Source organism: Amycolatopsis sp., from assembly GCF_036008905.1.
Taxonomy (GTDB): domain Bacteria; phylum Actinomycetota; class Actinomycetes; order Mycobacteriales; family Pseudonocardiaceae; genus Amycolatopsis.
In genome coordinates this window covers 37,372-61,157 of record NZ_DASYMU010000059.1, presented here as the reverse complement: position 1 = coordinate 61,157, position 23,786 = coordinate 37,372, and the positions used below count along the sequence as shown (strand labels likewise).

The following is a 23,786-nucleotide window of genomic DNA, read 5'->3' as shown; positions in this document are numbered from 1 at the left end:
GCTGGCCAGGGCCGCGCCCGCAACGGTTCCGGCGACCCCGAGAGTCGAGGCCGCGACGGCTCCGGACACGGCGGCCAGAGCGCTCGCGGCCACCTCCGTTGCACTGAGTCGCGAGCGTCGTGCGGTTGACGGATCAGCCACCGGGGGCCGCATCCTCACTACTCCCTCCAGGTGCGGACCTGTGGGGGCCGGCCCGGCCGGCCCCCGCGACTGCTCACTTCCCGGTGATCTTGATCCGGCGCGGCTTGATGGCCTCGCTCTTCGGGATCCGCACGGTCAGCACGCCGTCGTTGAGATTCGCCTCGATCCGGTCGGCGTCGACCTCGTGCGGCAGCGCCGTGCGGTACTCGAACCGGCCTCGCCGACGAGTGCGGGACCGGAACCACCCGGTCTGCTCCCGCTCCTTCAGCTCACCAGTGATCGCCAGCGTGGTGCCCACCAGCTCGACGGTGACGTCCTCACGCTTGACGCCGGGCAGATCGACAGCCACCACGTAGGCGTCTGCCGTCTCCGACACGTCGGCCAGCGGGGACCACGCGGCCACGCCGCTGAAGGCCGACTGCAGCCACTCGTCCAGCCCGCTGCGGAGATCCTCGAACTCACGCAACGGATCCCACCGGCTCACCGTGTCCGACGAACGCAGCACAGGCAGTGCCATGGTTCTCACCTCTCCTCCGGAAAATCGACTTGTGGTCGGCTCTGCCGGGGAAGTCGCCCCTGACAGGCCCTCCACTTCGGAAGACGATCAGACGCCGCGCTGTGTTCCCGGATTCTTGTGGCGTTCGTCACGCGACTGGAACACGATCCAACGCACCAAATCCACTTAGGAACCGCGCCAGGAACCTCGCTGTCGAGCTACGCCGTGCACCTGCCGCCCGCCCACATGGGCAAGGCGCACGAGTCGCCGACCTACGTGCAGAACATCGCCGTGGCATCGACCAGGCGTGAGCAAACCTTGGCTAGCGGTCATGACCAGCTACGTCACGACCATCCCTACGGCCCGCTCGTCGGCATCGGCGACTCGATTTCAGCCGGAAAGGTCCTTTGCCGATCGGGCGGGGACGTCGCGGCAGCAGCTCCAACAGTCGGGGTGGCTGTTCTGGCCGACGGAGACCACCGAAGTGGACGAACACCGATGGGCGCTTGGGATACACCGACACTTCCGGGTCACGTTGACGCATGGAGCCCGCTAGCTCGATGTCCAAACCAGAGCGTAGATCCGATGACCTGACCCGATTTCGGCCCTCGTAAGTAACGAAAACAGCACTATGTAAGGAGTTTTGATGAACACCGGCAACCGTGACGTCCTTGCCATCGCGCCAGATGGCACCCCTGCGTGGGCGACACCATCGTCATCCTGGCCGTCGTCGCTCCAACCATCCTTTGTGGATGGTGGTACCAGCGCGCAGGGATGGATCTCGGTGTACGCCATCGCGGATGGCGCTCGAATCCGCAGCCGCGCTCACCAGCTTCCTGGAAGCGAGTAGCCGCTCAAGACGATCGTCGCCAGCGGCGGAAGCCGGCTCGACGTCGTGATCAACCCGTTGCCTGCATGGTGAGGGCCTGGTGTTGCTCGTCGGGCCTCCGGTAGCGCCACGGCACTGAGCCGGATGCTGGACGAGGCTGGGGAACGGGATGATGCGGGCGTTGCTAGCGGCCGGCCGCAGCGCGCAACCCCGCAGTGCGGGCAGCGGTAGCGAAGCAGCCGGTGATGGATTGGGCAGGCGAAGACCACGGCGAGTCGCCACTGCTTGCGCCAGGGGTCACCATGTTCTTGCTGGATGGCGCTGCCGTCTCCGGCCAGGCAAGCACGAAGACGATCGCCGCCTCGACTTTCGGTGCGATGAAGCCATTCAGCCCGATAGTGCGTCCACCGTCGGCGAACAGAAGTAGGACGAGTTCCTGCTGGATGGCGTGACCGTCGGTCATCCCCAGCGTCAGGTCCTCGTCGTTGAACAAGCCGGGGGCTTCCTGTTTCGCCCGACGTCGCGGAGAGCTTGCGCCTTCACTGGCGCATCAGTCACGGGTATGGCAGTCATGGTGCACCGCGCAACCCGGTGTCGTCCACCTGTTCCGTTCCGCTCAATGACACCGCTACCTCCGCGTAGGTTTCCGTACTTTTCCCGGATGTCCACCAGATGTGCTCGAGTACACACTAGGCCAACCAACGCGGCGGCAAGACGCGTTAGGCCCAGGGCACAGCTCGAAGGAGGCCTGAATTGGCAATGGACATCAGTGATTTGGTCGACGTCCAGCAAGGCACGCTGGACCCCCGAATCTACGAAGACGAAGAAATTTACCAGCAGGAGCTGAGGAACATCTTCGCCCGGTGCTGGTTGTTCCTCGCACACGACAGTCAGCTGCCAAACCGAGGCGACTACGTGACCACGTATATGGGTGAGGACCCGGTGCTGGTCGTGCGCAAACGGGACGGTTCGGTCGGCGTCTTCATGAACCAGTGCCGGCATCGCGGAATGCGGCTGTGCCGGGCTGACGCGGGTACGGCCAAGAGCTTTTCCTGCAGCTACCACGGCTGGACCTACGACCTCAGCGGGAATCTCGTCGGTGTCCCCAGTGAGGACGACGCCTATCACGACGAAATCAACAAAGAAGAATGGGGCGCCATCAAGGTCGCCAAGGTGGACAGCTACAAGGGGTTCATCTTCGCCACTTGGGATGCCGAAGCGCCTTCCCTTCTCGACTACATCGGCGATTTCCGGTTCTATTTCGACGCGTTCGCCGACCGGACCGAAGCCGGTACCGAACTCATCGGCGGGGCCCACCGGTGGGTGTTCCCGGCCAACTGGAAGTTCGCCGCGGAGCAGTTCTGCAGCGATATGTACCACGCGCCGATCAGTCACGCTTCGGCCGTGCTCGCGCTGACGCCGGACGACCAGGACGTCGACGAAGAAGTCTTCCCCATGGACGGCACGAAGGGCCGCCAGTTCAGCTCGGAATTGGGCCATGGAACCGGGTTCTTCGTCGAATCGGGTGACGTGCTGGCGAACATCGTCGGGCAGAAGCCGGCGGATTGGTTCCAGGGTGGCAATCCGGAGGCGATCGGGCGGCTCGGCGAGGCGCGAGCCGAGCGTATGCGCGGCGCGCACGCGACGCTGTTCCCGAACTTCTCCTTCCTGCCGGGCATCAACACGCTGCGCATCTGGCACCCGAAGGGCCCGAACGAGATGGAGGTCTGGGCCTGGACCGTGGTGGACAAGGAGGCCCCGGCCGACGTCAAGGAAGCGCAGCGGGTCGGTACCGGCCGCACGTTCAGCGTGGCGGGCCTCTTCGAGCAGGACGACGGCGAGAACTGGAGCGAGATCCAGCGCGTGCTCCGCGGGCACATCGCGAAGAAGAGCAGCTTCAACGTGCAAATGGGTCTCGGCCACGAAACCTACGAGGACCCCGATTTCCCGGGGAAGATCAACCGGGTCTACTGCGAAATGGCGGCACGTGGCTTTTACAAGCGGTGGGCCGACATGGCGAGCGGCCAGTCCTGGGACGAACTGATGGCATCGGTGCAAAAGGCAGCGGAGGCTTCTCTATGACCGCACAACTCGAAAGCTCCCCGGTGACTTCGGTCAGCGTCGAGCTTCAGCATCAGATCGAGCAGTACCTGTACCAGGAAGCCAGGTTCCTCGACGAACGCCGGTTCGAGGAATGGCTCGACCTGTTCAGCGACGACACGTACTACTGGATGCCGACCCGCGGAGTTCGCTACGAGCGCGAACTCGACAAGGAATTCTCGCGGCGCGACGAGGTCTCGCATTTCGACGAGACCAAGCGTGGCTTGGAAGAGCGGGTCACCCGGATCAGGTCGGGTATGGCGTGGGCGGAGGAACCGCCTTCGCGGACCAGGCACATGGTGCACAACGTGGTCATCGAGCCGGGGGATTCCCCCGACGAACTGCTGGTCCGCTGCAACATCCTGCTCTACCGGGGCCGCCTCGACCGTGACGTCGACATCTTCGTCGGCTGCCGCGAGGACGTGCTCCGGCAGAGCGACGACGCGGATTACGGATGGTTGATCGCGAACCGGTCGATCTACCTCGACCAGACCGTGATTCTCGCGAAGAACATGAGCATCTTCTTTTAGCACTTTAGTTCTTTCGCAGTCGTTTTTCCTGGTGACACTGGAGGCTTCAGCAATGACGCGCACTGCCGGACACCTCACGGCCGACGAGACTTCGCGTTTCGCCGACCTCGAGGATATTCGAATTCATTACCACGACACGGGTGCGCGTTCGGCTGCGGCCGAGGCGCGGCCACCGCTCGTGCTGTTGCACGGCGGTGGCCCCGGTGCCTCGGGCTGGAGCAACTTCTCCCAGAACGTGGCCGGGCTTTCCGAGTACTTCCGGGTGCTCGTCGTCGATCAGCCGGGTTATGGAAAGTCGGACAAGCCGGTCGTCAAGAACGGCGTCTGGACCTACAACGCCCGGGTGCTGGACCAACTTCTGGAGCATCTCGACATCCCGCAGGTTCATCTCGTCGGCAACTCGCTCGGTGGGGGTACTTCGCTGAAACTGGCGCTGGACTTTCCCGAGCGGGTCGACCGGCTGGTCCTGATGGGCCCGGCGGGTGGAGCGCTGAATCTCTTTTCGGCGGACCCATCGGAAGGCCTGAAGGTCCTCTTTTCGTTCTACTCACCGCCCGGACCCAGCATCGAGCGGATGCAGAACCTCATCGATGTCATGAGCTATGAGTCGAAGACGGTGCCGCCGGAGGTGCTCCAGGACCGCTTCGAGGCCGCGACCACCCCGGAGGCCATGGACTACGCGACCCGGCTGTACCAGGCGTTCGGCCAGGACGGCGCCGGGTTGCCGGAGGAATTGTGGCGGGACGTCGACCGCATCCAGCACAAGACCCTGCTGGTATGGGGACGCGACGACAGGGTGCTTCCGCTGGACGGCGCCTTCTTCCTGTTGAAGCGGATGCCCGACGCGCGGCTGCACGTGTTCCCGCGGTGCGGGCACTGGGCGCAGCTGGAGCACCGCGTCGAGTTCAACCGGCTGACGATCAGCTTCTTGGCAGCTTCGTAAATCTTGGAGGAAACGTGTCCGTTAAATCGCTAGGCCATCTCACGATCACGACGCCCAAAAGAGACGAATGGATCGAGTTCGCCGGGAACGTCCTCGGCATGCAGATCGGTCCGGACAAGGACGGCGTCACCCGCGTTCGCCTGGACGAACGGAGCTACCGGCTGGAGTTCGAAGACGGCGACGAGGAGGGCCTGTCCCGGATCGGCTGGGAAGTGCCGGACGCCGCAGGACTCGAAGACGTCATCGAACGGCTCGAAAAGGACGGCCTGACGGTCACCCGGTGCAGCGCGGAGGAAGCGGCCGCCCGCGACGTCCAAGGGCTGGCGAAGACGGTCGACAGTTCGGGCTTCAACCTCGACTTCTTCTACGGGCAGCAGAAGTCGATCGAACCGTTCATCTCGCCGCGGTCGGCGAACTTCGTCACCGAAAACATGGGCCTCGGCCACGCCGTACTGATGACTCCGGTCTTCGAAGACGCCTTGCGGTTCTACACCGAGGTGCTCGGATTCCGGCTCAGTGACACCCTGCGCCTCGGGCCGTCCAGGGTCGCCTTCCTCCGCTGCAATCCGCGTCACCACAGCGTGGCGTTGATCGAAGCGCCGGAAAAGGGAATCCATCACTTCATGGTGGAGGTGTCCGAAGTGGACATGGTCGGGCGGGCACACGACGCCTGCCGCGACGGTGGCGCCGGAATCATGATGGACATCGGCCGTCACGCGAACGACGACATGTTCTCGTTCTACGCCAGGACTCCGTCGGGTTTTGGGCTGGAATACGGCCACGGCGGCCTGCTTGTCGATGACTCGGAGTGGACCGTGACCGAGATCGCCGGGCCGAGCCTATGGGGCCACCGCGGGTCCATGGTCTGACCGGTTTGTTGCGCGAAAGGTGAGAAAATGAGCTCGTCCGTCCCCTCCGGCTCGGAAACTCCGGAAACCTCGGAAACCCTTGTGGTGTGCAAGGTCGACGAGCTGCCGCCGGGACAAGTGCGGAAAGTCGACGCGGCGCGTCCGATCGCGGTGTTCAATGTGGACGGTGTGTTCCACGCGATCGACGACACGTGTTCTCATGCCAATGCTTCGCTGAGCGAAGGCGATCTCGAAGGGCATGAGGTCGAGTGCCCGTGGCACGTCGCCCGTTTCGACCTCCGCACGGGTAAGCCCTGTTCGCTGCCGGCCAGCAAGCCGGTGCGGACGCATGCGGTTGAGGTCCGCGACGACGTCGTTGTCGTCCTGGTCGGAACCAAGCCGGAGTGGGCGGCATGACTGAGTCCTTCGAATCGGTGGCCATCGTCGGCGCCGGGCTGGCCGGGGCAAGCGCGGCTGGCACCCTTCGCGAAGCCGGGTTCGACGGCCGGATCCGATTGATCGGTGCCGAAACGCATCTGCCCTACGAACGTCCGCCGCTGTCCAAGGACTTCCTTGGCGGCGGGGTATCGAAGGAGCAACTGCTCGTTCATCCAGCGGAGGCTTACGCGGAACGGGACATCGAGCTGGTGCTCGGACGGGCGGCGACCCGGCTCATTCCGGGTGAGCGTGCTATCGAGCTTGAAGGCGGCGAACGGGTCGCCGCGGACCGGGTACTGCTGTGCACGGGTGTCCGGCCACGGACGGTCGGCGTGCGCGGCGAGCAGCTGAACGGCGTCCACTACCTGCGGGACCTCGAGCACGCGGAGGCCCTGCGGGAGGTGGTCAAGCGCGGTGTGCCAGTGGTTGTGGCCGGCGAGGGCTTCATCGGTTCGGAGGTCGCGTCGACACTGGCCGAGCAGGGCGCGGACGTCACCCTGCTGATGGGCGATGACCTGCCGATGAAGCTGGCACTCGGCGTCGAGGCCGCCGGATGGTTGCTCGAGCAGCATCGGAGCCACGGGGTGAAGGTGCTGCCGCAGTCGCCGCTGAAGGCGATCCACGGGTTCGACCAGGTAGAGGGGGTCGAGGTCGCGGACGGCACGGTGCTCCCCGCGGGCGCGGTGGTGATCGGTATCGGGTCCGTGCCGGTGGCCGATCTGGCGATCGAGGCCGGCCTCGAGGTCGGCGACGGCGTGGTTGTCGATGTGACGTGCCGGACTTCGATTCCGGAGATCTACGCGGCAGGCGACCTGGCCCGGTTTCCCAGCCAGGCCTTCAACCGGCAACTCCGGGTCGAGCACTGGCAGAACGCGCAGAAGCAGGCCGTGCATGCGGTCCGGTCGATGCTCGGTCACGACGAGCCGTACGACGAGATTCCGTGGGCGTGGAGCGAGCAGCACGGAAAGCGCTGGGAGATCGCCGGCTTGCCGATGCTCGGCAACGACGTGGTCCGCACGGGGGATCCCGACAGCGACGAAGGTGCGCTGTGGGTGTTCTCCGACGAGGGACGCGTGCAGGGCGCGGTGGCGGTCAACCGCCGCCGCGAGCTGCGGGCGGTATTGCGTGCGATGGCAAAGGAAGCGGCAGCGGTTTGAGCAGTTCACAGGGGCCAAGCGATAAGAGGTCAGACATGGGTTGGTTGCAGGGCAACGTCGCTATTGTCACCGGCGGTGGTTCCGGCCTCGGCCGGGCGGTGGTCGAGCGGTTCCTGGCGGAAGGCGCGCAGGTCGGCGTCCTGGAGAAGTCGGCGGAGAAACTCGCCAAGCTCGAAGCAGATCTCGGCGACGACGTCGTCGGCGTCCAGGGTGACGTGACCAGTTACCAGGACAATGTGCGGGTCGTCGAGGAAACCGTCGCGCGATTCGGGAAGCTCGACACCTTTGTGGCCAACGCCGCGATCTGGGACTTCTCGACGAAGCTGGTCGATATGCCGGAGGACAGCCTGGACACGCTGTTCGACGAAATGTTCCATGTGAACGTCAAGGGTTACCTGTTCGGTGCCAAGGCAGCTGTCCGGGAATTGGCCGCCAGTGGCGGATCGATCATCTTCACGGTGTCCAATGCCGGGTTCTACCCTGGCGGCGGCGGCCCGCTGTACACCTCGTCCAAGCACGCCGTGCTCGGGCTGATCAAGCAGTTGGCATTCGAATTGGCACCGAAGATCCGAGTCAACGGCGTCGCCCCCGGTGGCATGCTCACCGACCTGCGCGGCCCCGGCGCGCTAGGCCTCGGGGAGACCAACATTTCCTCGGTTCCTCTTGCTGATCTGGTCAATCAGTGCACGGTATTGCAGAAACTTCCGGAAGCCGCCGATTACGCCGGGAACTACGTATTGCTGGCTTCGAAGGAAAACTCTTCGGCTTCGACCGGAGCGATCATCAACTGTGACGGCGGGATGGGCGTTCGTGGCCTGGCCGAAGTCGCCGGCGGAAACGACCTGTAGGAGAGGAAAGTCATGAAGAGGCCTACTTTCGGTACCCGTGAACTCTATGACGCACTCGCGGAAGCGCTCAACAGTGACCCCGTCTGGCAGAAGAAGGCCAGGAAGATGACGTTCGGGATGACCCACGTCTATAACGGGAAGTTCCCGCTCGTCCTGCGGATGATGTTCACCGAGGGTGTGATGTCGGACGTCACCGTTTTCGATTCCGCGGAGGACGCGCCCTTCAGTGAGTTCGTGCTCACCGGGGACAGTGAGAACTGGGAGCGGATGCTCGTCACCGGCGAACTCAGCGTCAACATCGCGCTGGTGAGCAAGCAGATCTCGGTCAAGGGAAAAATGGGGATGATGATGAAGAACATCCCGCAGTTCAATTACATCATCGCCAAGCTCATCGAACTCGAGCCCCGCGTGCTGGACGACGACCGCGCCTGACATCGACCCCGGCTTGTGAGTGTTCAGGCTGGTTCTTACTGGCCTGAACACTCACGAGGATCAGGAAACAGGATGGATCTCAATGGCGAGACTAATCGATCTCGGTAATGATGATTGGCAGTTGGTGAGACGGGTGCAGCGCGGCGACATCGACGCGTTCGGCCGCCTGTACGACAACAATTACCGGTTGGTCTATTCCTATGTCCTGCAGCGCACAAGACACGCGGCGCTGGCCGAGGATCTGACCAGCGAGACGTTCATCCGGGCCTTCCGCCGGATCGGTTCGGTGAAGTTCCAGGGCCGCGAGATACAGGCCTGGATCATCACCATCGCGCGCAACCTCATGATCGACCACGTTCGCTCGGCCCACTCGCGGTACGAGCAGGTCAAAGGAGAATTCGAGCCGGCGGACATCCTCGCTGACAGTGCTGAACAAGCGGTGTTGGCGAGGATGGCCGGTTCGGAGCTGCGCGCCGGCATCGCGCAGCTCACGGACGCGCAGCGGCAATGCATCGTCCTGCGGTTCTACGAGGACTGCTCGGTCGCCGAAACAGCGGTGATCATGCGGCGCAACACCGGGACGATCCGGGCGTTGCAGCACCGGGCGGTCCGACGACTGGCGGCGCTCATCGAGTCTCCGCAGCCGCGAAATCAGCTTGTCGGGGAAGGAATCGGATGATGCGCGTTTGGGATGCCTGGCTGGACAAGTTCGACCCGGTGGCCGCGGTACGTGGTGCCTGGCGAGGGTTCGCGGTCCTGCTGATCGGCGGGCTCCTCGCGCCGGTGGCCGCGCAGCACATCCCGGTCGTCGGTTCGTTCTGGCTCGTGCTCACCGCGGTCGCCGCCTTCGCGGTGGCGGCGTGGGCGCCGGGCACGTCGGCCGATTTCCGGGTGTGCGGAGTTGTTTCCGCGGTAAGCGCGTATCTGCTGGTCTTGCCGCTGGTGTTGCTGCAATCGGCCGGGCGATCCCCGGTGCAGATCGTGTCCACTTTGGCCGTCGCGGTGCTTGTCGGTGCGGTGACTGGTTTTGCTCGCACTAGGTGGTCCCAATGAGTAACGCGGTACAGACGCCGACTGCGCACCGGAACAAGCCGAAGCCGAAGTCGAAGCAGCTGAAGATGGTGGCGAGCCCGTTCCGGCAGGCCGGTGAGATGACCCAGCTCGGTGGCCGGGTCATCGCGATGGCGGTGCGCAAGCCGGTCGGCTACTGGGGTGAGGTGCGGGACCAGATGGCCCTGATCCTCAAGCTCTGCTGGCTGCCGATGATGGTGGCCACCATCGCGTTCGGGTTCGGCGCGCCCGGCCTGCAGGGCGGGAACATCATCAACCTCTTCGGCGTGCCGGAACGGCTTGGCTCCTTCTTCATCATGGCCAGCGTCCGGGAATTCGCGCCGTGGATCAACGCGATGGTGATCGCCGGTGTGGTGGGCACCGCGATGACCGCGGACCTCGGCGCCCGGCGGATCCGCGAAGAGATCGACGCGATGGAAGTGCTCGGCGTCGACCCGATCCGCACGCTGATCCTGCCGCGGGTGATCGCGGTGACCGTCATGACCGGCCTGATGGACCTCGTCGCGCTGGTGTTCGGCGTCATCGGCGGGTTCATCGCGGCGGTCTTCGTGTTCGACGCGAGCGCCGCGGCCTTCGTGAACAGCTTCTTCGACAACGCCACCACCACCGACATCTGGGGCAGCGTGGTGAAAACGACGGTTTTCGGCCTGATCATCGGCGTTGTCTGCAGCTACAAGGGTTTCCGGGCCGAAGGCGGGCCGAGCGGTGTCGGCCGCGCGGTCAACCAGGCCGTGGTGATCTCGTTCGCCGCGATCTGGATTTTCAACTGGGTGTTCACCACGATCTTGCTCGGGTTGAACCCGGACATGCACGTCTACAAGTGAGAGGCGCAGATGACTGCTCCGAAGCCGAAGGATCTTGTCATCACGCCAGGCGTTCTCGGCGAGAAGATCCACCAGAGTTTCGCCACCGGCGGCGAGATCGCCCAATTCTCCGCCAAGACCATTCGCGGGCTGCCCGATGTCCGGCATTACGTCGGTGAGGTGCTTCGCCAGTCCGCCACCCTGATCCTTTCCAGCGGCCTGATCATCTGGGCGATGCAGTTCGTCATGGGATCGGTGTGCGCTGTCGAGGCGAGTTACACGCTGAAGCAGATCGGCGCGCCGCTGTATTCCGGCATCTTCAACGTCTATTGCGGTTTCCGGGAGATGTCCCCGTACATGTGGGGCTACATCCTGGCCGCAAAAGTCGGGTGCGGCCTGGTCGCGGAAATCGGGTCGATGCGCATCACTGACGAGATCGACGCGATGGAGGTGATGGGCATCAACTCGCGGAGTTACCTTGTCGGCACCCGGATCCTGGCGACTTGGATGGCCATGCCGTTCCTGTACACCATTGGGCTCGGCATGCTGTACATCTCCGAATACCTCGTCACCGTGCTGCAGTTGCGCGTTGTTTCACCGGGTGGGTACAACTACATCTTCTGGTTGTATCAGAGTCCGGTCGACTTCCTCATGGTACTCGCGAAAGTGATGGCCATGGGCACGGTGATCATTTTCGTCAGTTGTTACTACGGGTACAACGCGCGGGGCGGCCCTGTCGGCGTCGGCACCAATACCGCGAAGTCGATGATGGTGAACATGGTGATGATCCACGTCGTGAGCACCTTGTTCACGCAATTGTTCTGGGGGCTCGATCCCAACGCCCCGATCGCGAATTAGGAGCGGACGATGAAGATGACCACGGGCCACTTGGCGAACGTGGGCACGCTGCCGGATGTCGCGTCGAACGGCGCCACGCATTCGATGCAGGTGCGCGATGTGCACAAGAGCTTCGGCGATTTCCAGGTTCTGAAGGGCATGAACCTGGATTTCGCGGACGATGCCATCACGACGGTCCTCGGCCCGTCAGGCACCGGCAAGAGCGTGCTGATCAAGCACCTCGTCGGCCTGCTCGAGCCGGACGCCGGTGAGATCATGGTCTTCGGCCAGGACATCTGGCGGGTGAGCGAGCAGGAGCGGTACGAGCTGCGCAAGCGGTTCGGCGTGCTGTTCCAGGACGGCGCGCTGTTCGGGTCGATGAACCTGTTCGACAACGTCGCCTTCCCGCTTCGCAAGCACACCAACATGTCCGAGGCCGACATCACCGAGATCGTGATGGGCCGGCTGATCGAAGTGGGCCTCGAGAAGTCGCTCACGAAGTCGCCGTCGGAGATCTCGGGTGGTATGCGCAAGCGCGCCGGGTTCGCCCGCGCATTGGTGATGAACCCCGACATCGTCCTGTTCGACGAGCCGGACTCCGGCCTCGACCCGGTGCGCACCAGCCTGCTGTGCGACCTGATCCTGGAGATGCACGCGCGGCACAAGGGCACGTATCTGGTGGTCACACACGACATCCGCAGCGCCCGCAAGGTCAGCGACTACGTGGGCGTGATCTGGCAGGGCCAGGTCGTGCACTACGGCGAGGCGGACGAGGCGTTCGCCTCGGAAGACCCGTTCGTGCGCCAATTCCTGTCCGGTGAGTCCGCCGGACCGCTGGGGATGGACTGAACGCATGCGAAACCTGATGGTCATCGGATTGGCGGCCGTCGCCGTGTTCGGCGCCGGCGCCTGGTCCCTGAGTTCGGAGGATTATCGCGTCAGCGTGCTGCTGCCGTCCGCGGCGAACGTGGTCGAAGGCAGTCCCGTGCTGATGAACGGTTTTCAGACCGGCGAGGTCGCCTCGATCAAGGTGCAGGACGGGAAGGCGCGGGTCGAACTCGCGTTGGACAGCGACCACTCCCCGCTGCACGACGGCGCCAAGGTCGAGGTGGAATGGCGTGCGCTGCTCAGTGAGCGCCACATCAGCGTCACCGACGGCCCGGAGAACAACGCGGCCATCCCGTCCGGCGGGATGCTCAAGGGCGAAATGCCGACACCGATGGAGCTGGACCAGGTGCTGGCGGCGCTCGACCCGCCGACCCGGGCACGGCTGTCGTCGCTGGTCAAGCGGCTGGACGGCACGCTCACCGGGAATGAGAAAGACCTGCGGTCGACGCTGAAGACCAGCGGGCCGGCGGTCGCCGCGCTCGGTGACGTCCTGCGCGGGCTCGGCACGGACGGCCCGGCCATCAAGCAGATGGTGACTCGGGTCAACTCGATGGTCGGGACGCTGACCGAGCGGGACGGCGACCTGCGGAACATCGTCAACGGCCTGTCCACCCTGTCCGCGGAAACCGCAGGACAACGGCAAAAGCTGTCGGACTCGCTGACCGCGTTGCCCGGCACACTGGACACCGCGAACCGGACGCTGGGCAATGTACCCGGTGTGGTGGACAAGGTCGCGCCGCTGCTCGACGACCTCCGCCCGGCCACCGAGCGGCTGCCCGGCATCGCCGGTAACCTCGCGCCCGTCCTGCGCGACCTGCGGCCACTCGTCGGCGAGCTGCGGCCGACCCTGGCCGCGGCGGATGCGCTGCTGGATACCACTCCTGGCCTGCTGGACAGCGCGCACCCGGTGGTAACCGGTTTGAATTCCGCGGTCGGCGCCATGCTCCCGGCGGTGGAGTTCCTGCGGCCGTACACCCCTGAGCTGGCCGCGAACTTCACGAACTGGGGCAGCGCGATGGCCAACTACGACCAGAACAGCCACTACTCGCGGCTGCACATTTCGGCGAGCCCACAGAGCGTCAACCTGAACCCGGGCTTGAACCTCCCGCCCGGGTTCGTCAACCGGCCGTACCCGTTCCCGGGTGAAGCCGGGCGGCAGCCGTGGACCGACGCTTTCGGGAGTGGAGTGAAATGAGCGTCTTCTCGAAAGCACGCGTCATCGGCGCGGTGATCTTCCTCGGCGCGACAGCTGTCGCCAGCTGGGGAATCCACGAGAGTTCCAACCCCGACGGCACCCTGGTGGTCGCCGAGTTCGCCGACGCGAGCCCGCTGCTCAAGCGCAACGACGTCAAGGTGGACGGCGTCAAGGTCGGCGAGATCGCGGAAATCACCGCGCACGATGGCAAAGCGGCCGTCACGATGGAGCTGAATCCCGAGGCGCTGCCGTTGCACGACGACGCCAAGGCACAGATCCGCCCGGTCAGCCTGCTCGGCGAGCGCTACCTGGAACTGGACCGCGGCACGCCGTCGGCGCCGGAAATGGCGCCAGGGGCCAAGATCGGGTTGGAACGCACCAGCCGCAACACCGACCTCGACGAAGTGCTCAACACCGTCGACGACCCGACCGGCCAGTCGCTGGCCGCGTTGATCACCATGCTCGGCGAGGGTGCCCGCGGAAACGGCGCGAACATCCAGGCGACCATCGAGGCGCTCGGCCCCGCCATGCGGAACACCGATGGCCTGGTCAAGATCCTCAACGAGCAGAACCAGTTGCTCAACAGCGTCGTCGACAACGTGGGCCCGGTGGCCGGAGCACTCGCCCGCGACCAGGGCAAGACGCTCGACGGCCTGGTGGGTTCGGCGCACACGCTGCTCGGCACGACTTCCGCGCAGCAGCAGGCGTTCGAGTCGACGCTGGCGGAACTTCCGTCCACTTTGACCGAAGCCCGGTCGACGCTCGGTGAGCTTGTCGGCACCGCGAATTCGGCGACCCCGATGCTCGCGGGCCTGCGGCCGACGACAGACAACTTGGCGCAGATCAGCGAGGAACTGAAGCGGTTCGCCGACTCGGCCGACCCGGCGCTGGCGTCCGCGGAACCGGTGCTCGCCAAGGCGCAGGGCATGCTCGATCAGGCGCAGCCGGTGGCCGCCGAGCTGCGCAAGGCGGGTCCGGACCTGGCGTCGAGCATCAAATCGGCGGATCCGCTGGTGTCCCAGCTGACCCAGAACATCGGTGGCGTGATGGCGTTCATCAGGAACTGGGCGCTGTGCACTACCGGCCACGACGGCGTGTCGCACTATTTCCGCGGCCGCATCATCGCGACTCCGCTGACCGCGACCGGCACGGTCCCCGGGCTCCAGGGCGATCTGGGCATTCCGCAGCTGCTTTCCAGCGGCGGGCAAGCCCAACCGCAGCCCGGCGCGTTGCCGCCCCTTCCGCTGCCGGGGCTCGGGCTGCTCAGCCAGCCGCAGCAGCCGGACGGCGGCGTCACCGGCCTGAATAAGCAGCAAGAAACCGGCGTTCTCGGCTTTCTCCTCGGAGGGTTGTAATGGCAGCGATACGCAGGGCGCGACCGAGCCGCTCGGTGTTCATCGGCATCGGGGTGCTGTCGGTGTTCGTGGTGTCGCTGCTGCTGGCGGTGAACGCGACCCACGGCGTGCCGTGGCAGACGGGCACGCAGCTCAAGGTCGCCTTCAACAACGTCGGCGCGTTGCAGACCGGCGACGACGTCCGCATCGCGAACGTGCGGGTGGGCCATGTCCGGGAGATCAGCCTGGTCGACGGCAAACCGTCGATCGTGCTCAGCTTCGACAAGGACACCAACGTCTACCGCAATGCCACCGTCGTGGTGGACGAGCGGTCCGCGCTGGGGCAGAAGTTCGTCGACATCGATCCTGGTGACGAACGCGCCGGTCAGGTCGGCCCGGACGAAACCCTGCCGGCGGCCAGTACCACGGACGCGAACGAACTGTCCGATGTGCTCAAGGTGCTCGACGAGCCGACCCGCAAGGGACTCGGCACCGCCGTCCGGGAACTCGGCGGCGGCGCGGGCGGGCACAGCCAGGACATCCGCGATGTACTCGGCGCGGCGCCGCAGATGTTGCCGGACCTCGGAAAAGTCGCGCAGGCACTGAGCGCCGAGAACGGCACCGATCTCCACGCGATGCTGGCGTCCGCGAACAGCCTGGCCGGCCGGTTCGCCGGCCGTCAGGAGCAACTCGGCGAGCTGGCCGGGCAACTGGACACGACCATGCACGCGCTGTCGGTGGACAACGGGAAACCGTTGTCGGAAGCGTTGCAGCGCGCGCCGGAGACACTGCGTGAGGTCCGTAGCGCGTTGCAGACCGTGCGTGGTCCGCTCGCGCAGACCGCGTCGGCGGCGCACCAGCTTGAACCCGGCGCGGTGGCGCTCGGGAAGGCGACCCCGGATGTCCGCGGTGTGCTGCGCGAGGCCGTCGGCCCGCTGAACAAGGTCCCCGATGTCGCGGGCAAGGCCCAACCGGCGATCTCGGGCCTTGAGCAGGCTTTCGGCGAGGCACGGCCGTTGGCGCCGATGCTGACCAAGGGGTTCGGCGACCTGCAGGTCCCGCTGGCCGTGCTCAAGCCGTACGCGCCGGAGATCGCCAGGTTCTTCAACAACGCGTCGAGCGCGCTCGGCCAGGGCGACGCAGCTGGGCATTGGCTGCGGATCTATCTCAACCTGGGCGCGGAATCGGTGCTCGGCACCCTGCCGATCGCGGACCCGACGGCATCACGCAACGCGTATCCGGCGCCGGGCCAGGCCATCCACGACCGAGAAAAAGGTCCGCTCGGTCAACGAGCGGGAAAGTGAGTCGGCATGTTCGGTAGAAAAGGTACGGGCATCAGCCGGCGGAGGGTGGCACCGGCGAAGATCGGCGTGCTGATGGCGGTGGTGACCATCGCCATCGGGGTCGCGTTGTTCAACAAGGACCGCATCTCCACCTCGCTGAGCAGCGGTGACCTGCTGCGCGTCAACTTCGCGCAGGACTACAAGCTCCGGGAAAGCCTCACCGATGTGAAGATCGCCGGTGTTCCCGTCGGCCGGGTCAGCTCGGTCAAGGAGACCGGCGACGGCACCGCCGTGGTCGAGGTGAAGATCGACGACGGCGTCCGGCAGAAGCTCGGCCGGACCCCGTCCGCGGCGATCCGCCCGGTGACGATGCTCGGCGGCAAGTATTACGTCGACCTGGTTCCCGGCGGAGACAAGGGAAATCCCGACGACGACATCCCGGTCGAGCGCACCAAGGTCCCGGTGGAACTGGACAAGGTGGCCAGGGCGTTGCAGCCCTCGGCGCTGGACGGCGCGCGTTCGTCCATCTCACAGCTGGACAAGACCCTCGGCAACGGCGGGTCCACCGCCATCGACCAGTTGCTGGCCGACGCGCCTTCCGCGCTGGCGCCGGCGAGCGACGTGCTGACGGCGGCGCGCGGCACCAATCCGCGTACCGATCTGCCGTCCCTGGTGAGCGGCCTGGAATCCACCGGCCGCGTGCTCACACAGCAGGACGGGCAGCTGACTTCCATCGTGCAGGATCTCTCGTCGACCAGTTCGGTGCTCGGCAACCGGGCGCGGGACCTCGCCGCGACGCTCAACACACTGCCGGAAACCCTGCGCAGCGCGGACTCCGGACTGTCCCGTTTGGACACCACACTCGGGAAGCTGAAGGACACCGCGGATTCGGCGCGACCAGTCGCGCGTGAGCTGAACAACACGCTGGAACACGCCGATCCGGTATTGGTCAAAGCCAGGCCGCTGGTCACCGACGCCAAGAACCTGCTGGTGGACGCGCGTCCGCTGGTCCAGGACCTGGTGCCGGCCGGCAAGCGGACCACCGACGTGCTGCATGGGCTGAACGGCCCGGTGCTCGACCGGGTCACCGGCCCGATCACGAAATTCGTGATGTCGCCGTGGAACGGCACGGGGAATTACAACGGTTCGGGGTCCGACCGGCCCTTCTACCAGGAAGTCGCCTTCCTCGCGGCGAACCTCGTGCGGGAATCCGTGGTCTCCGATCCCAACGGGCACGTGATCATGGCGCACGCCGGGGTCGGTCCCGGCTCGGTTGGCGGACTGCCCATCAGCTTCGAACAGCTGGTCGCCGGGCTGATTCAGATGCAGGTCCAGAAGGCGGAAGGTGGTCCCCGATGAACCGGGTGTCCCGCGCATGGGAGCGGATGAGGAACGAGCCGGGGCTCAGCCGGAATCTCGCGGTCACCGTCGGGCTGTTCGTCGTGGCCACGGTGGCGGGCGGCATCATCTTGACCAACCAGCGGTTCAACTGGCCGTGGGAAGACGAATTCACCTTCTACGTGACCCTGCCGAGCAGCCCGGGCGTCAGCCCCGGCAACGGGCAGGAGGTCCGCATCGCAGGCGTCCAGGTCGGTGACATCAGGTCGGTCGAGGTGGACGACCAGGGTGACGCCAAGCTGGGCCTGGCGATCGATCCGCAGTACCGCGTCTACGACAACGCGAAGGTCGTGCTGCGCCCGAAAAGCCCGTTGAACGAGATGTACATGGAGCTCAACCCCGGTGCCCCGCCCGGAAAGCAACTCGACGAGGACGGCGTGCTCCCGGTGGCCAACTCGGCCCGGCCGATCCAGATCGACGAGGTTCTCGGGCATCTCGACGTCACCACGCGGGATGCGCTGACCAGCCTGCTTTCCGAGTCCGATGTGGCACTCGCGAAGGCGCCGGAACAGCTTCCGGAGGGCGTGGCCGAGACCGACCAGGTCGTCAAGAACCTGCGCCCGGTGGCGGAAGCGTTGCAGTCGCGGAAGGACACGCTGGCCAACCTGGTCACCTCGCTGCAGCAGATCGCCACCAGCATCAGCGGTGACGACAAGCGGCTCTCCGAGCTGGCCACTGCGCTACAGCGGACGCTGGACACCGTCGGCAAGCGCAACGATTCCCTCGACGCGACCCTGGCCACGCTGCCGGATCTGACGCGGAAGCTCAAGCAGGCGACTGATTCCGTGCAGGGCCTGTCCGATCAGCTCGATCCGACGCTGGAAAATCTGCACAAGGCGACCGGGACGCTGCCGGAATCGTTGTCCCGCTTGACGAAGACCGTCGACCGGATCGGCTCCACTGTGGATGCCGCGACACCGGTCGTCGCCAAGGCCCGGCCGGTGGTCGCGGACCTGCGGCCGTTCGTCGGCAACCTGAACGAGGCGTTGCCCTCGCTCGGCTCGATCACGAAGAACCTGGATCCGGTCACCGGCAACCTGGTGTCCTATTTGAACGATCTCGGCGCGTTCGTCGTGCAGACTCGCTCGGTCACGAGCCTCACCGACGGCAACGCCGGCGTGCTGCGTGCTCAGGTGGGCATCTCGCCGAACTCCATTCCGACCGATCTGCTGAATTTCCTGTCCACCCCGAAACCGAGCAGGTGAAGCAATGCGCATTTCCCATGGCACGCTGCCATTGATTCGCCTGGTGGTGCTCTGCGTGTTCTTCGCGGTGTGCGCGGTGATCTTCGGCTACCTTTGGCTGAATTCGGGTGGCAAGGTCCCGCTGTTCAGCAAGTCCGGCTATCAGGTGTCCTTCGTCGCCCCGAAAACGGCGAACCTGGTGTACAACGGCGACGCGATGATCGCCGGCGTCCCGGTCGGCGAGGTCGAGAAGATCGAGGTCCAGGGCGGCGACGCCAAGGTCACCGTGCAGCTGAACGACCAACACCCGTTGCACCAGGGCGTCACCTTCGAACTGCGGAACAAGACGCTCGTCGAAGAGACCTTCGTGGAGATCGTCGACGGGCACGGCGAGCCGCTTCCCAGCGGCTCCGCGCTCCCGATTGAGTCGGTGAAGTCGGCCGTCAAGCTCAACGATGTGCTGACCAGCATCGACGGTGATACCAGGACCGCGCTGGCGAGCACCGTACGGTCGCTCGGCGCGGGTACCGAGGGCACCAAACAGGACCTGTCCGCGGCGCTGACCGGGCTAGGCGACCTCGGCAGGCAAGGGCATGACGCGCTCGGCGCGTTGGCCGCGCAGTCCGACGATCTGCGGGAGCTGGCGGGCAACAGCGCCACGCTGCTCGCCGCGTTGGACAGTAGGCAGGGCCAGATCGCCCAGCTGGTGGACAACGCGAACCAGCTGACCAAGGCGACCGCGGGCGGTGCGGGACAGATCGAAGCCGTCGTGCGCAAGCTCCCCGGCCTGATGGATACGGCGAAAAAGGCCAGCACCGGGCTGAACCGGTTGTCCGGCTCGCTGGCCCCGGTCGCGGGCAACCTCAACAAGGCCGCGCCCGCGTTGAGCACCGCGCTCGCGGAACTGCCGGCCACCTCGGCGGATCTGCGTGGCCTGCTGCCGTCTTTGGACAGCGTGCTGAACAAGGCTCCCGGCACGTTGACGCGGGTTCCGCAGTTCTCTTCGGATCTGCGCGGGCTGATTCCCACCGCGCGGACGGCGTTGTCCGACGTCAACCCGATGCTGGCCTACCTTCGGCCGTACGGGCCGGAAATCGCGGCCTACTTCATCAACTGGGGCGACAGCGTCACCAGCGGGGATGCCAACGGGAAGTACTGGAACGTCTACCCGATCCTGGACGAGTACAGCGTCAAGGGCCTTCCGCTCGACCTCAGCTCGCTCGGCCCGCTGAACAAGTTCAACCCGTATCCGTTGCCCGGCACGCTGAACAACCCCGGCCCGGCGGAACGGCCGTATCCCCACATCGAGAGGGAAGGTAACTAGTGGTGCGCCGTCTGCGCGCGCGGCTGTGGATTCGCCGGTTCCGCCCGACACGCAAGGGATTGCTGATCACGGCAGGCGTGGCGCTCGCGGGCGGAGCGTTGTTCGGCGGGCTCGCGAAGTCCACAATGGAGACAGGAGTCGACTCGTTCCTGCCGTCCGGTGACAAGTCGGTCGTGAGTCTCAATGAGCTGGCGGGGTCGTTCGGCGGGGATCCGGTGGTGGTGCTGCTGGAGTCCGAGGGTGATCGGCAGCTGCTCAACGAGGACAACATCCAGAAAGTCCTCCAGCTGGAAGGCCGGTTGTCCGCGCTGCCCGACGTCGCCACCGTGTACGGACCGGCGACGACCGTCAACCAGATCGCCGCGCAGGCACAGAAGTTCCTGGCCGAACTGACCGGCCGCCGGGACGCCGAGCGGGGCGCCGCGGAGGCGGCCGCGAAGCAGTCCGGCGCGAAGGACAAGGCCGTCGCGGCCGCGGGTGACAAGGCGGTTCAGGCGTTCGACGCGCGGTACGGGCCGTTGCTGGTGCAGGGTTTGCCCGCCGGCCTGCCCACGCTGCGCAACCCGACCTTCGTCGGCACCGTGATCTACAACGCCGATGGGCAGCCCCGGCCGCAGTGGCATTTCGTGATCCCGTCCGCCGACTCGATCGCGATCCTGGTCCGGCCACGGGAAGGGATCGCGGCCGACGGCACCAGGAACCTGGTGACCGGCATTCGGGAGGCCGTCGCCGAGGCTGGGATCCAGACCAAGGCGACGACGATTTCCGGGGTGCCCGCGGTCGCCTCCGGGGTGGGGGAGCAGGTGGCGACGGAGATCCCGCTGCTCGGCGGGGTCGCCGTGGTCGCGGTCGCCGCCTGCTTCCTTTGCACCCCGTGGACCCGGCGCAGCCGCCGGTTGGGTCCGGTGCTGACGGCGCTGCTCGCGACCGGGTCCACCGTGGCGTTGTTCGGCTGGCTCGATCGGCCGCTTTCCTTGGGGGTGCTGGCTTTCCTGTCGGTGCTGCTGGGCATAGGGTCGTTCTACCCGATGTACTTCGCGCAACGGGCCCGCCGCCGTACGGTGCTGGCGGTGGCCGCTGGGACGGCGGCCAGTTTCGCCGCGCTGACCCTTTCGCCGTTGCCGTTCGTGCAGGATCTTGGGCTGGCGTTGTCGGTTGGTGTGCTTTTCTCGGCGGTCATCGGGTTGGTGGTCTCGCCGTGGCTCGTCAGCACTCCGTCGCCGGAGCGACGGGGACGACTGGCGTGGCCGCCCTCGACCAAGGGCCGGCGCGTCGGGGTGAGTGCGATCGTCGTGCTGGCGGCCATCGTGGGGTGGGCTCTGTTACCCGGATTGCCGCTGCGGTCGGACTTCCGGAGTTTCGCGGACGGTCTGCCCGCGCTGGCCGACGCCGAGCATGTGGAGCAGAAGATCGGTTCTTCCGGCGAGCTCGACATCGTGATCCGCGGTGACAACGTGCGTTCGATGGAGGCGTTCGACTGGATGCGGCGGGCGCAATCGAGTGTGGTGTCCGCGCACGGCGAGCAGATGCGGCCGGTGGTGTCGCCGGTTTCGCTGCTTCCGTTTCTCGGGCCGACGCCGACCGCCGAGCAGCTCGGTTCGGCGTTGCGGCTGCTGCCGCCGTACCTGGTCGGTTCGGTGATCCGCAACGACGGCAAGGTCGCGGTGCTGAGTTTCGGCGTCGACATCAACGATCTCAGTGCGTTGCAACGGTTACGCGACGATGTGCTCTCGACGTTGCCGCCGGCTCCGCCCGGATATCACACGGAGCTGGCCGGGTTGCCGGTAGTGGCGGTGACTGCGCAGGAAATGGTGTCCGCGGACCGGGTCTGGGGCAACCTAGCCGGAATCGGCGCCGCCGGCATCGTCTTGCTCATCGGGTTGCGGCGGCGGTCCGACGCGGTCCGCGCGGTCGCGGCGGGTGCGATCGCCACCGGCACCGGGTTCTGCGCGTTGTGGCTCACCGGGGTTCCGCTCAGCCCGGTGACGGTCGCGCTGGGTTCGCTGACCACCGCGATCGGGTGCGAGTTCACCGTGTTGCTCGCCGAGGCGGCCAGGCAGGGCAGCAGACGGCTGCTGCGCTCGGTGTGGCTGGCGACGGCGACTTCGGCCGTCGGCTACGCGGTCCTGGTCGGGTCGCAGCTTGCTGTGATCGCCGAATTCGGTGTGCTGCTGGCGGGTTCGGTCGTGTTGTCGCTGCTCTCCGCGTCCTGTGTGGTCGCGGTGACCGTCCGGCAGGAGCGACAACCTGTGCCGGAAGCCGTGCGGCCGTCCGAGAAGTCCACTGTAGGAGTTGCGTGATGAAGACTGACGAAGAAGTATCCGTAGAAGAGGATTCCACAGAGGAGCCTGCTGAAAAGACGGATGCGAAGCGGTCACGCCGGTTGCGGCTTCCGCGGACGAAGCGCGCCAGGGTCCTGCTCGCACTGGTGCTCGTCGTCCTGCTCGGCGGCGGCACGGGTGGTTATCTCTGGTGGACGGCGGGTGAGCTGCCGGACGGCGTGGCCTTCCGCGTCGGCGATTCCACGGTTTCGGCTGACCAGTTGAACAAGGAAATGGACACGCTACGTGCGCTTTACGGCGTCCAGCGGCCGTCCGACCCCCAGGCGCTGGACCGGTACTGGCGGGATGGCGCGAAGGCTCAGGCGGTCAGCATCATCATCGACGATGCCGCGCGTGCGCGGAACGTCACGATCGCCGACAAGGCCGCGCGCGATGTTCTTTCGCGGTACATCTCCCAGCAGATCGGCGAGGGGGCGTCCGCGCAGGACGAATTCATCCGGGCGCTGGGCAACGCCGGCGCGTCGGAGCAGAGCGTGCTGACCGAAATCAAACGGCAGCTCGCCTTGAACCAGCTGTTCGATCAGGTCTCGGGAGGCCAGACAGTCACCGACGACGAGGTGCGGCAGGCGTTCGACCAGCGGCGTGCTCAGCTGGGCACGCCGGAGCGGCGGCACCTGCGCAACATCGTGGTGCGCACCAAGGAGGAGGCCGACCAGGCGCTGGCCGACATCCGGGGCGGCGCGAAGTTCGAGGACGTGGCGGGGCGGACCAGCCTGGACAGCACGCGGACGTCGGGCGGGGACCTGGGCGAGCTGAGCCGTGATCAGCTGGACGACGCTTTCCGGGAGCCGGCCTTCACCGCGCCGATCGGGACCGTGTTCGGCCCTGTGCAGAACGCGCATGGTTGGAACGTGGGCCGGGCGGATCAGGCGCTGCCGGCGGTCCCAGCCGACTTCGAGCAGGTCAAGGGCCGGTTGAAGGACACCCTGCTGCTGGAGAAGGCGCTGGGTGTCTGGCGGGGCTGGCTGGGGGAGCAGATCAAGCACGCCGGCGTCCAGTACGCCGACCAGTACCGGCCCGCCGACCCGGACGCGCCGCCGTCAGACGCTCCAGCCGGGTCGCCGCGATGACCGTCGTGAGCAGTGCGGTGCTGCTCCTGCTGGCCGGGGTGCTCGTCCTGCTCGGCCGGTGGGGCCGCCGCAACGCGCACCACGGGCCGCCATGGATGTCGCCGCGTGACCGCCAGCGCCGGTCATGCACGCTTCGCCGCGGCGCCCGGACCTGCTACTTCCTCGCCATCGTCCTCGCGCTCACCGGCCTCGGCACCCTCATCCCACCTTAGAGTCTCCGGCAATTGAGTCTTGGATTAGCGAGTCGGGTCCAGGTGGATGCATCGGTGCTCGGAGGGGCCGGACCTGGACTGGA

Annotated in this window: 24 protein-coding genes; 22 read left to right on the top strand and 2 right to left on the bottom strand. The window is 66.0% G+C overall.

All coding sequences use genetic code 11. The annotated features are described in order from the left end of the window. Positions 1 to 214 precede the first annotated feature (214 nt). Together VGP60_RS11725 and VGP60_RS11720 are read right to left on the bottom strand one after the other, a co-directional pair. Positions 215 to 658, bottom strand: coding sequence for an Hsp20/alpha crystallin family protein (locus VGP60_RS11725; RefSeq protein WP_327547973.1), 444 nt, complete (start codon positions 656 to 658; stop codon positions 215 to 217). Between the two features lie 992 nt (positions 659 to 1,650). Beyond that, complete coding sequence (locus tag VGP60_RS11720) at positions 1,651 to 1,959, bottom strand: hypothetical protein (protein WP_327547972.1); 309 nt, start codon at positions 1,957 to 1,959, stop codon at positions 1,651 to 1,653. A 266-nt stretch (positions 1,960 to 2,225) separates the two neighbouring features. Here VGP60_RS11720 and VGP60_RS11715 point away from each other — a divergent pair, with 266 nt between their 5' ends. The 22 genes from VGP60_RS11715 to VGP60_RS11610 are packed head-to-tail and all read left to right on the top strand — an operon-like array spanning position 2,226 to position 23,703. Next, the gene (locus VGP60_RS11715; RefSeq protein WP_327547971.1) at positions 2,226 to 3,548 is read left to right on the top strand and encodes an aromatic ring-hydroxylating dioxygenase subunit alpha; all 1,323 of its coding nucleotides are present in this window, start codon (positions 2,226 to 2,228) and stop codon (positions 3,546 to 3,548) included. Next, positions 3,545 to 4,096 (top strand): 3-phenylpropionate/cinnamic acid dioxygenase subunit beta, encoded by a 552-nt coding sequence (locus tag VGP60_RS11710; protein WP_327547970.1) that lies wholly within the window; start codon positions 3,545 to 3,547, stop codon positions 4,094 to 4,096. The genes VGP60_RS11715 and VGP60_RS11710 overlap by 4 nt, the downstream gene beginning before the upstream one ends. Positions 4,097 to 4,148: 52 nt before the next feature. Beyond that, the gene (hsaD, locus tag VGP60_RS11705; protein ID WP_327547969.1) at positions 4,149 to 5,039 is read left to right on the top strand and encodes a 4,5:9,10-diseco-3-hydroxy-5,9,17-trioxoandrosta-1(10),2-diene-4-oate hydrolase; all 891 of its coding nucleotides are present in this window, start codon (positions 4,149 to 4,151) and stop codon (positions 5,037 to 5,039) included. Positions 5,040 to 5,053: 14 nt separating this feature from the next. Then, positions 5,054 to 5,908 carry a VOC family protein gene (locus VGP60_RS11700; RefSeq protein WP_327547968.1) on the top strand — a complete coding sequence of 285 codons (855 nt, stop codon included), beginning with the start codon at positions 5,054 to 5,056 and terminating at the stop codon, positions 5,906 to 5,908. Positions 5,909 to 5,935: 27 nt separating this feature from the next. Beyond that, positions 5,936 to 6,304 carry a bifunctional 3-phenylpropionate/cinnamic acid dioxygenase ferredoxin subunit gene (locus tag VGP60_RS11695; RefSeq protein ID WP_327547967.1) on the top strand — a complete coding sequence of 123 codons (369 nt, stop codon included), beginning with the start codon at positions 5,936 to 5,938 and terminating at the stop codon, positions 6,302 to 6,304. Then, entirely contained in the window at positions 6,301 to 7,482 is a 1,182-nt protein-coding gene (locus VGP60_RS11690; protein ID WP_327547966.1) for an NAD(P)/FAD-dependent oxidoreductase, read from the top strand. The genes VGP60_RS11695 and VGP60_RS11690 overlap by 4 nt, the downstream gene beginning before the upstream one ends. 35 nt (positions 7,483 to 7,517) lie before the next feature. Continuing rightward, complete coding sequence (hcaB, locus tag VGP60_RS11685; RefSeq protein ID WP_327547965.1) at positions 7,518 to 8,330, top strand: 3-(cis-5,6-dihydroxycyclohexa-1,3-dien-1-yl)propanoate dehydrogenase; 813 nt, start codon at positions 7,518 to 7,520, stop codon at positions 8,328 to 8,330. Between the two features lie 12 nt (positions 8,331 to 8,342). Beyond that, on the top strand, positions 8,343 to 8,762 hold the full coding sequence (locus tag VGP60_RS11680) for a hypothetical protein (protein WP_327547964.1): 420 nt from the start codon (positions 8,343 to 8,345) through the stop codon (positions 8,760 to 8,762). A gap of 19 nt (positions 8,763 to 8,781) precedes the next feature. Beyond that, a complete protein-coding gene (locus VGP60_RS11675) occupies positions 8,782 to 9,441 on the top strand; it encodes an RNA polymerase sigma factor (RefSeq protein WP_327547963.1) in 660 nt (219 codons plus the stop codon). Continuing rightward, positions 9,438 to 9,815 carry a hypothetical protein gene (locus VGP60_RS11670; protein ID WP_327547962.1) on the top strand — a complete coding sequence of 126 codons (378 nt, stop codon included), beginning with the start codon at positions 9,438 to 9,440 and terminating at the stop codon, positions 9,813 to 9,815. Before VGP60_RS11675 ends, VGP60_RS11670 begins: the two co-directional genes overlap by 4 nt. Continuing rightward, positions 9,812 to 10,657, top strand: a complete 846-nt coding sequence (locus VGP60_RS11665) for an ABC transporter permease (protein WP_327547961.1) — start codon at positions 9,812 to 9,814, stop codon at positions 10,655 to 10,657. Before VGP60_RS11670 ends, VGP60_RS11665 begins: the two co-directional genes overlap by 4 nt. A gap of 9 nt (positions 10,658 to 10,666) precedes the next feature. Continuing rightward, positions 10,667 to 11,494: an ABC transporter permease gene (locus tag VGP60_RS11660; RefSeq protein ID WP_327547960.1), complete on the top strand. Its 828-nt coding sequence runs from the start codon at positions 10,667 to 10,669 to the stop codon at positions 11,492 to 11,494. A 15-nt stretch (positions 11,495 to 11,509) separates the two neighbouring features. Further along, a complete protein-coding gene (locus VGP60_RS11655) occupies positions 11,510 to 12,322 on the top strand; it encodes an ABC transporter ATP-binding protein (protein WP_327548006.1) in 813 nt (270 codons plus the stop codon). A 4-nt stretch (positions 12,323 to 12,326) separates the two neighbouring features. Then, positions 12,327 to 13,556, top strand: coding sequence for an MlaD family protein (locus VGP60_RS11650; protein WP_327547959.1), 1,230 nt, complete (start codon positions 12,327 to 12,329; stop codon positions 13,554 to 13,556). Beyond that, positions 13,553 to 14,911, top strand: coding sequence for an MlaD family protein (locus VGP60_RS11645; protein WP_327547958.1), 1,359 nt, complete (start codon positions 13,553 to 13,555; stop codon positions 14,909 to 14,911). The genes VGP60_RS11650 and VGP60_RS11645 overlap by 4 nt, the downstream gene beginning before the upstream one ends. After that, a complete protein-coding gene (locus VGP60_RS11640; protein ID WP_327547957.1) occupies positions 14,911 to 16,194 on the top strand; it encodes an MlaD family protein in 1,284 nt (427 codons plus the stop codon). The genes VGP60_RS11645 and VGP60_RS11640 overlap by 1 nt, the downstream gene beginning before the upstream one ends. A gap of 6 nt (positions 16,195 to 16,200) precedes the next feature. Then, positions 16,201 to 17,532: an MlaD family protein gene (locus VGP60_RS11635; RefSeq protein ID WP_327547956.1), complete on the top strand. Its 1,332-nt coding sequence runs from the start codon at positions 16,201 to 16,203 to the stop codon at positions 17,530 to 17,532. Next, the gene (locus tag VGP60_RS11630; RefSeq protein ID WP_327547955.1) at positions 17,529 to 18,776 is read left to right on the top strand and encodes an MlaD family protein; all 1,248 of its coding nucleotides are present in this window, start codon (positions 17,529 to 17,531) and stop codon (positions 18,774 to 18,776) included. Before VGP60_RS11635 ends, VGP60_RS11630 begins: the two co-directional genes overlap by 4 nt. Before the next feature lie 4 nt (positions 18,777 to 18,780). After that, entirely contained in the window at positions 18,781 to 20,079 is a 1,299-nt protein-coding gene (locus VGP60_RS11625; protein ID WP_327547954.1) for an MlaD family protein, read from the top strand. Positions 20,080 to 20,081: 2 nt separating this feature from the next. Next, positions 20,082 to 22,379: an RND transporter gene (locus VGP60_RS11620; protein WP_327547953.1), complete on the top strand. Its 2,298-nt coding sequence runs from the start codon at positions 20,082 to 20,084 to the stop codon at positions 22,377 to 22,379. Continuing rightward, complete coding sequence (locus VGP60_RS11615) at positions 22,379 to 23,491, top strand: peptidylprolyl isomerase (protein ID WP_327547952.1); 1,113 nt, start codon at positions 22,379 to 22,381, stop codon at positions 23,489 to 23,491. Before VGP60_RS11620 ends, VGP60_RS11615 begins: the two co-directional genes overlap by 1 nt. Further along, positions 23,488 to 23,703, top strand: coding sequence for a hypothetical protein (locus VGP60_RS11610; protein ID WP_327547951.1), 216 nt, complete (start codon positions 23,488 to 23,490; stop codon positions 23,701 to 23,703). The genes VGP60_RS11615 and VGP60_RS11610 overlap by 4 nt, the downstream gene beginning before the upstream one ends. The last annotated feature ends 83 nt before the right edge of the window (positions 23,704 to 23,786 follow it).

What these genes read in the sequence shown, in the direction of transcription:
- VGP60_RS11725 (WP_327547973.1), bottom strand. Translation starts at nt 658, where the DNA reads ATGGCACTGCCTGTGCTGCGTTCGTCGGACACGGTGAGCCGGTGGGAT.
- VGP60_RS11715 (WP_327547971.1), top strand. Translation starts at nt 2,226, where the DNA reads ATGGACATCAGTGATTTGGTCGACGTCCAGCAAGGCACGCTGGACCCC.
- VGP60_RS11710 (WP_327547970.1), top strand. Translation starts at nt 3,545, where the DNA reads ATGACCGCACAACTCGAAAGCTCCCCGGTGACTTCGGTCAGCGTCGAG.
- hsaD (WP_327547969.1), top strand. Translation starts at nt 4,149, where the DNA reads ATGACGCGCACTGCCGGACACCTCACGGCCGACGAGACTTCGCGTTTC.
- VGP60_RS11695 (WP_327547967.1), top strand. Translation starts at nt 5,936, where the DNA reads ATGAGCTCGTCCGTCCCCTCCGGCTCGGAAACTCCGGAAACCTCGGAA.
- VGP60_RS11690 (WP_327547966.1), top strand. Translation starts at nt 6,301, where the DNA reads ATGACTGAGTCCTTCGAATCGGTGGCCATCGTCGGCGCCGGGCTGGCC.
- hcaB (WP_327547965.1), top strand. Translation starts at nt 7,518, where the DNA reads ATGGGTTGGTTGCAGGGCAACGTCGCTATTGTCACCGGCGGTGGTTCC.
- VGP60_RS11680 (WP_327547964.1), top strand. Translation starts at nt 8,343, where the DNA reads ATGAAGAGGCCTACTTTCGGTACCCGTGAACTCTATGACGCACTCGCG.
- VGP60_RS11670 (WP_327547962.1), top strand. Translation starts at nt 9,438, where the DNA reads ATGATGCGCGTTTGGGATGCCTGGCTGGACAAGTTCGACCCGGTGGCC.
- VGP60_RS11665 (WP_327547961.1), top strand. Translation starts at nt 9,812, where the DNA reads ATGAGTAACGCGGTACAGACGCCGACTGCGCACCGGAACAAGCCGAAG.
- VGP60_RS11660 (WP_327547960.1), top strand. Translation starts at nt 10,667, where the DNA reads ATGACTGCTCCGAAGCCGAAGGATCTTGTCATCACGCCAGGCGTTCTC.
- VGP60_RS11655 (WP_327548006.1), top strand. Translation starts at nt 11,510, where the DNA reads ATGACCACGGGCCACTTGGCGAACGTGGGCACGCTGCCGGATGTCGCG.
- VGP60_RS11650 (WP_327547959.1), top strand. Translation starts at nt 12,327, where the DNA reads ATGCGAAACCTGATGGTCATCGGATTGGCGGCCGTCGCCGTGTTCGGC.
- VGP60_RS11645 (WP_327547958.1), top strand. Translation starts at nt 13,553, where the DNA reads ATGAGCGTCTTCTCGAAAGCACGCGTCATCGGCGCGGTGATCTTCCTC.
- VGP60_RS11640 (WP_327547957.1), top strand. Translation starts at nt 14,911, where the DNA reads ATGGCAGCGATACGCAGGGCGCGACCGAGCCGCTCGGTGTTCATCGGC.
- VGP60_RS11635 (WP_327547956.1), top strand. Translation starts at nt 16,201, where the DNA reads ATGTTCGGTAGAAAAGGTACGGGCATCAGCCGGCGGAGGGTGGCACCG.
- VGP60_RS11630 (WP_327547955.1), top strand. Translation starts at nt 17,529, where the DNA reads ATGAACCGGGTGTCCCGCGCATGGGAGCGGATGAGGAACGAGCCGGGG.
- VGP60_RS11625 (WP_327547954.1), top strand. Translation starts at nt 18,781, where the DNA reads ATGCGCATTTCCCATGGCACGCTGCCATTGATTCGCCTGGTGGTGCTC.
- VGP60_RS11615 (WP_327547952.1), top strand. Translation starts at nt 22,379, where the DNA reads ATGAAGACTGACGAAGAAGTATCCGTAGAAGAGGATTCCACAGAGGAG.
- VGP60_RS11610 (WP_327547951.1), top strand. Translation starts at nt 23,488, where the DNA reads ATGACCGTCGTGAGCAGTGCGGTGCTGCTCCTGCTGGCCGGGGTGCTC.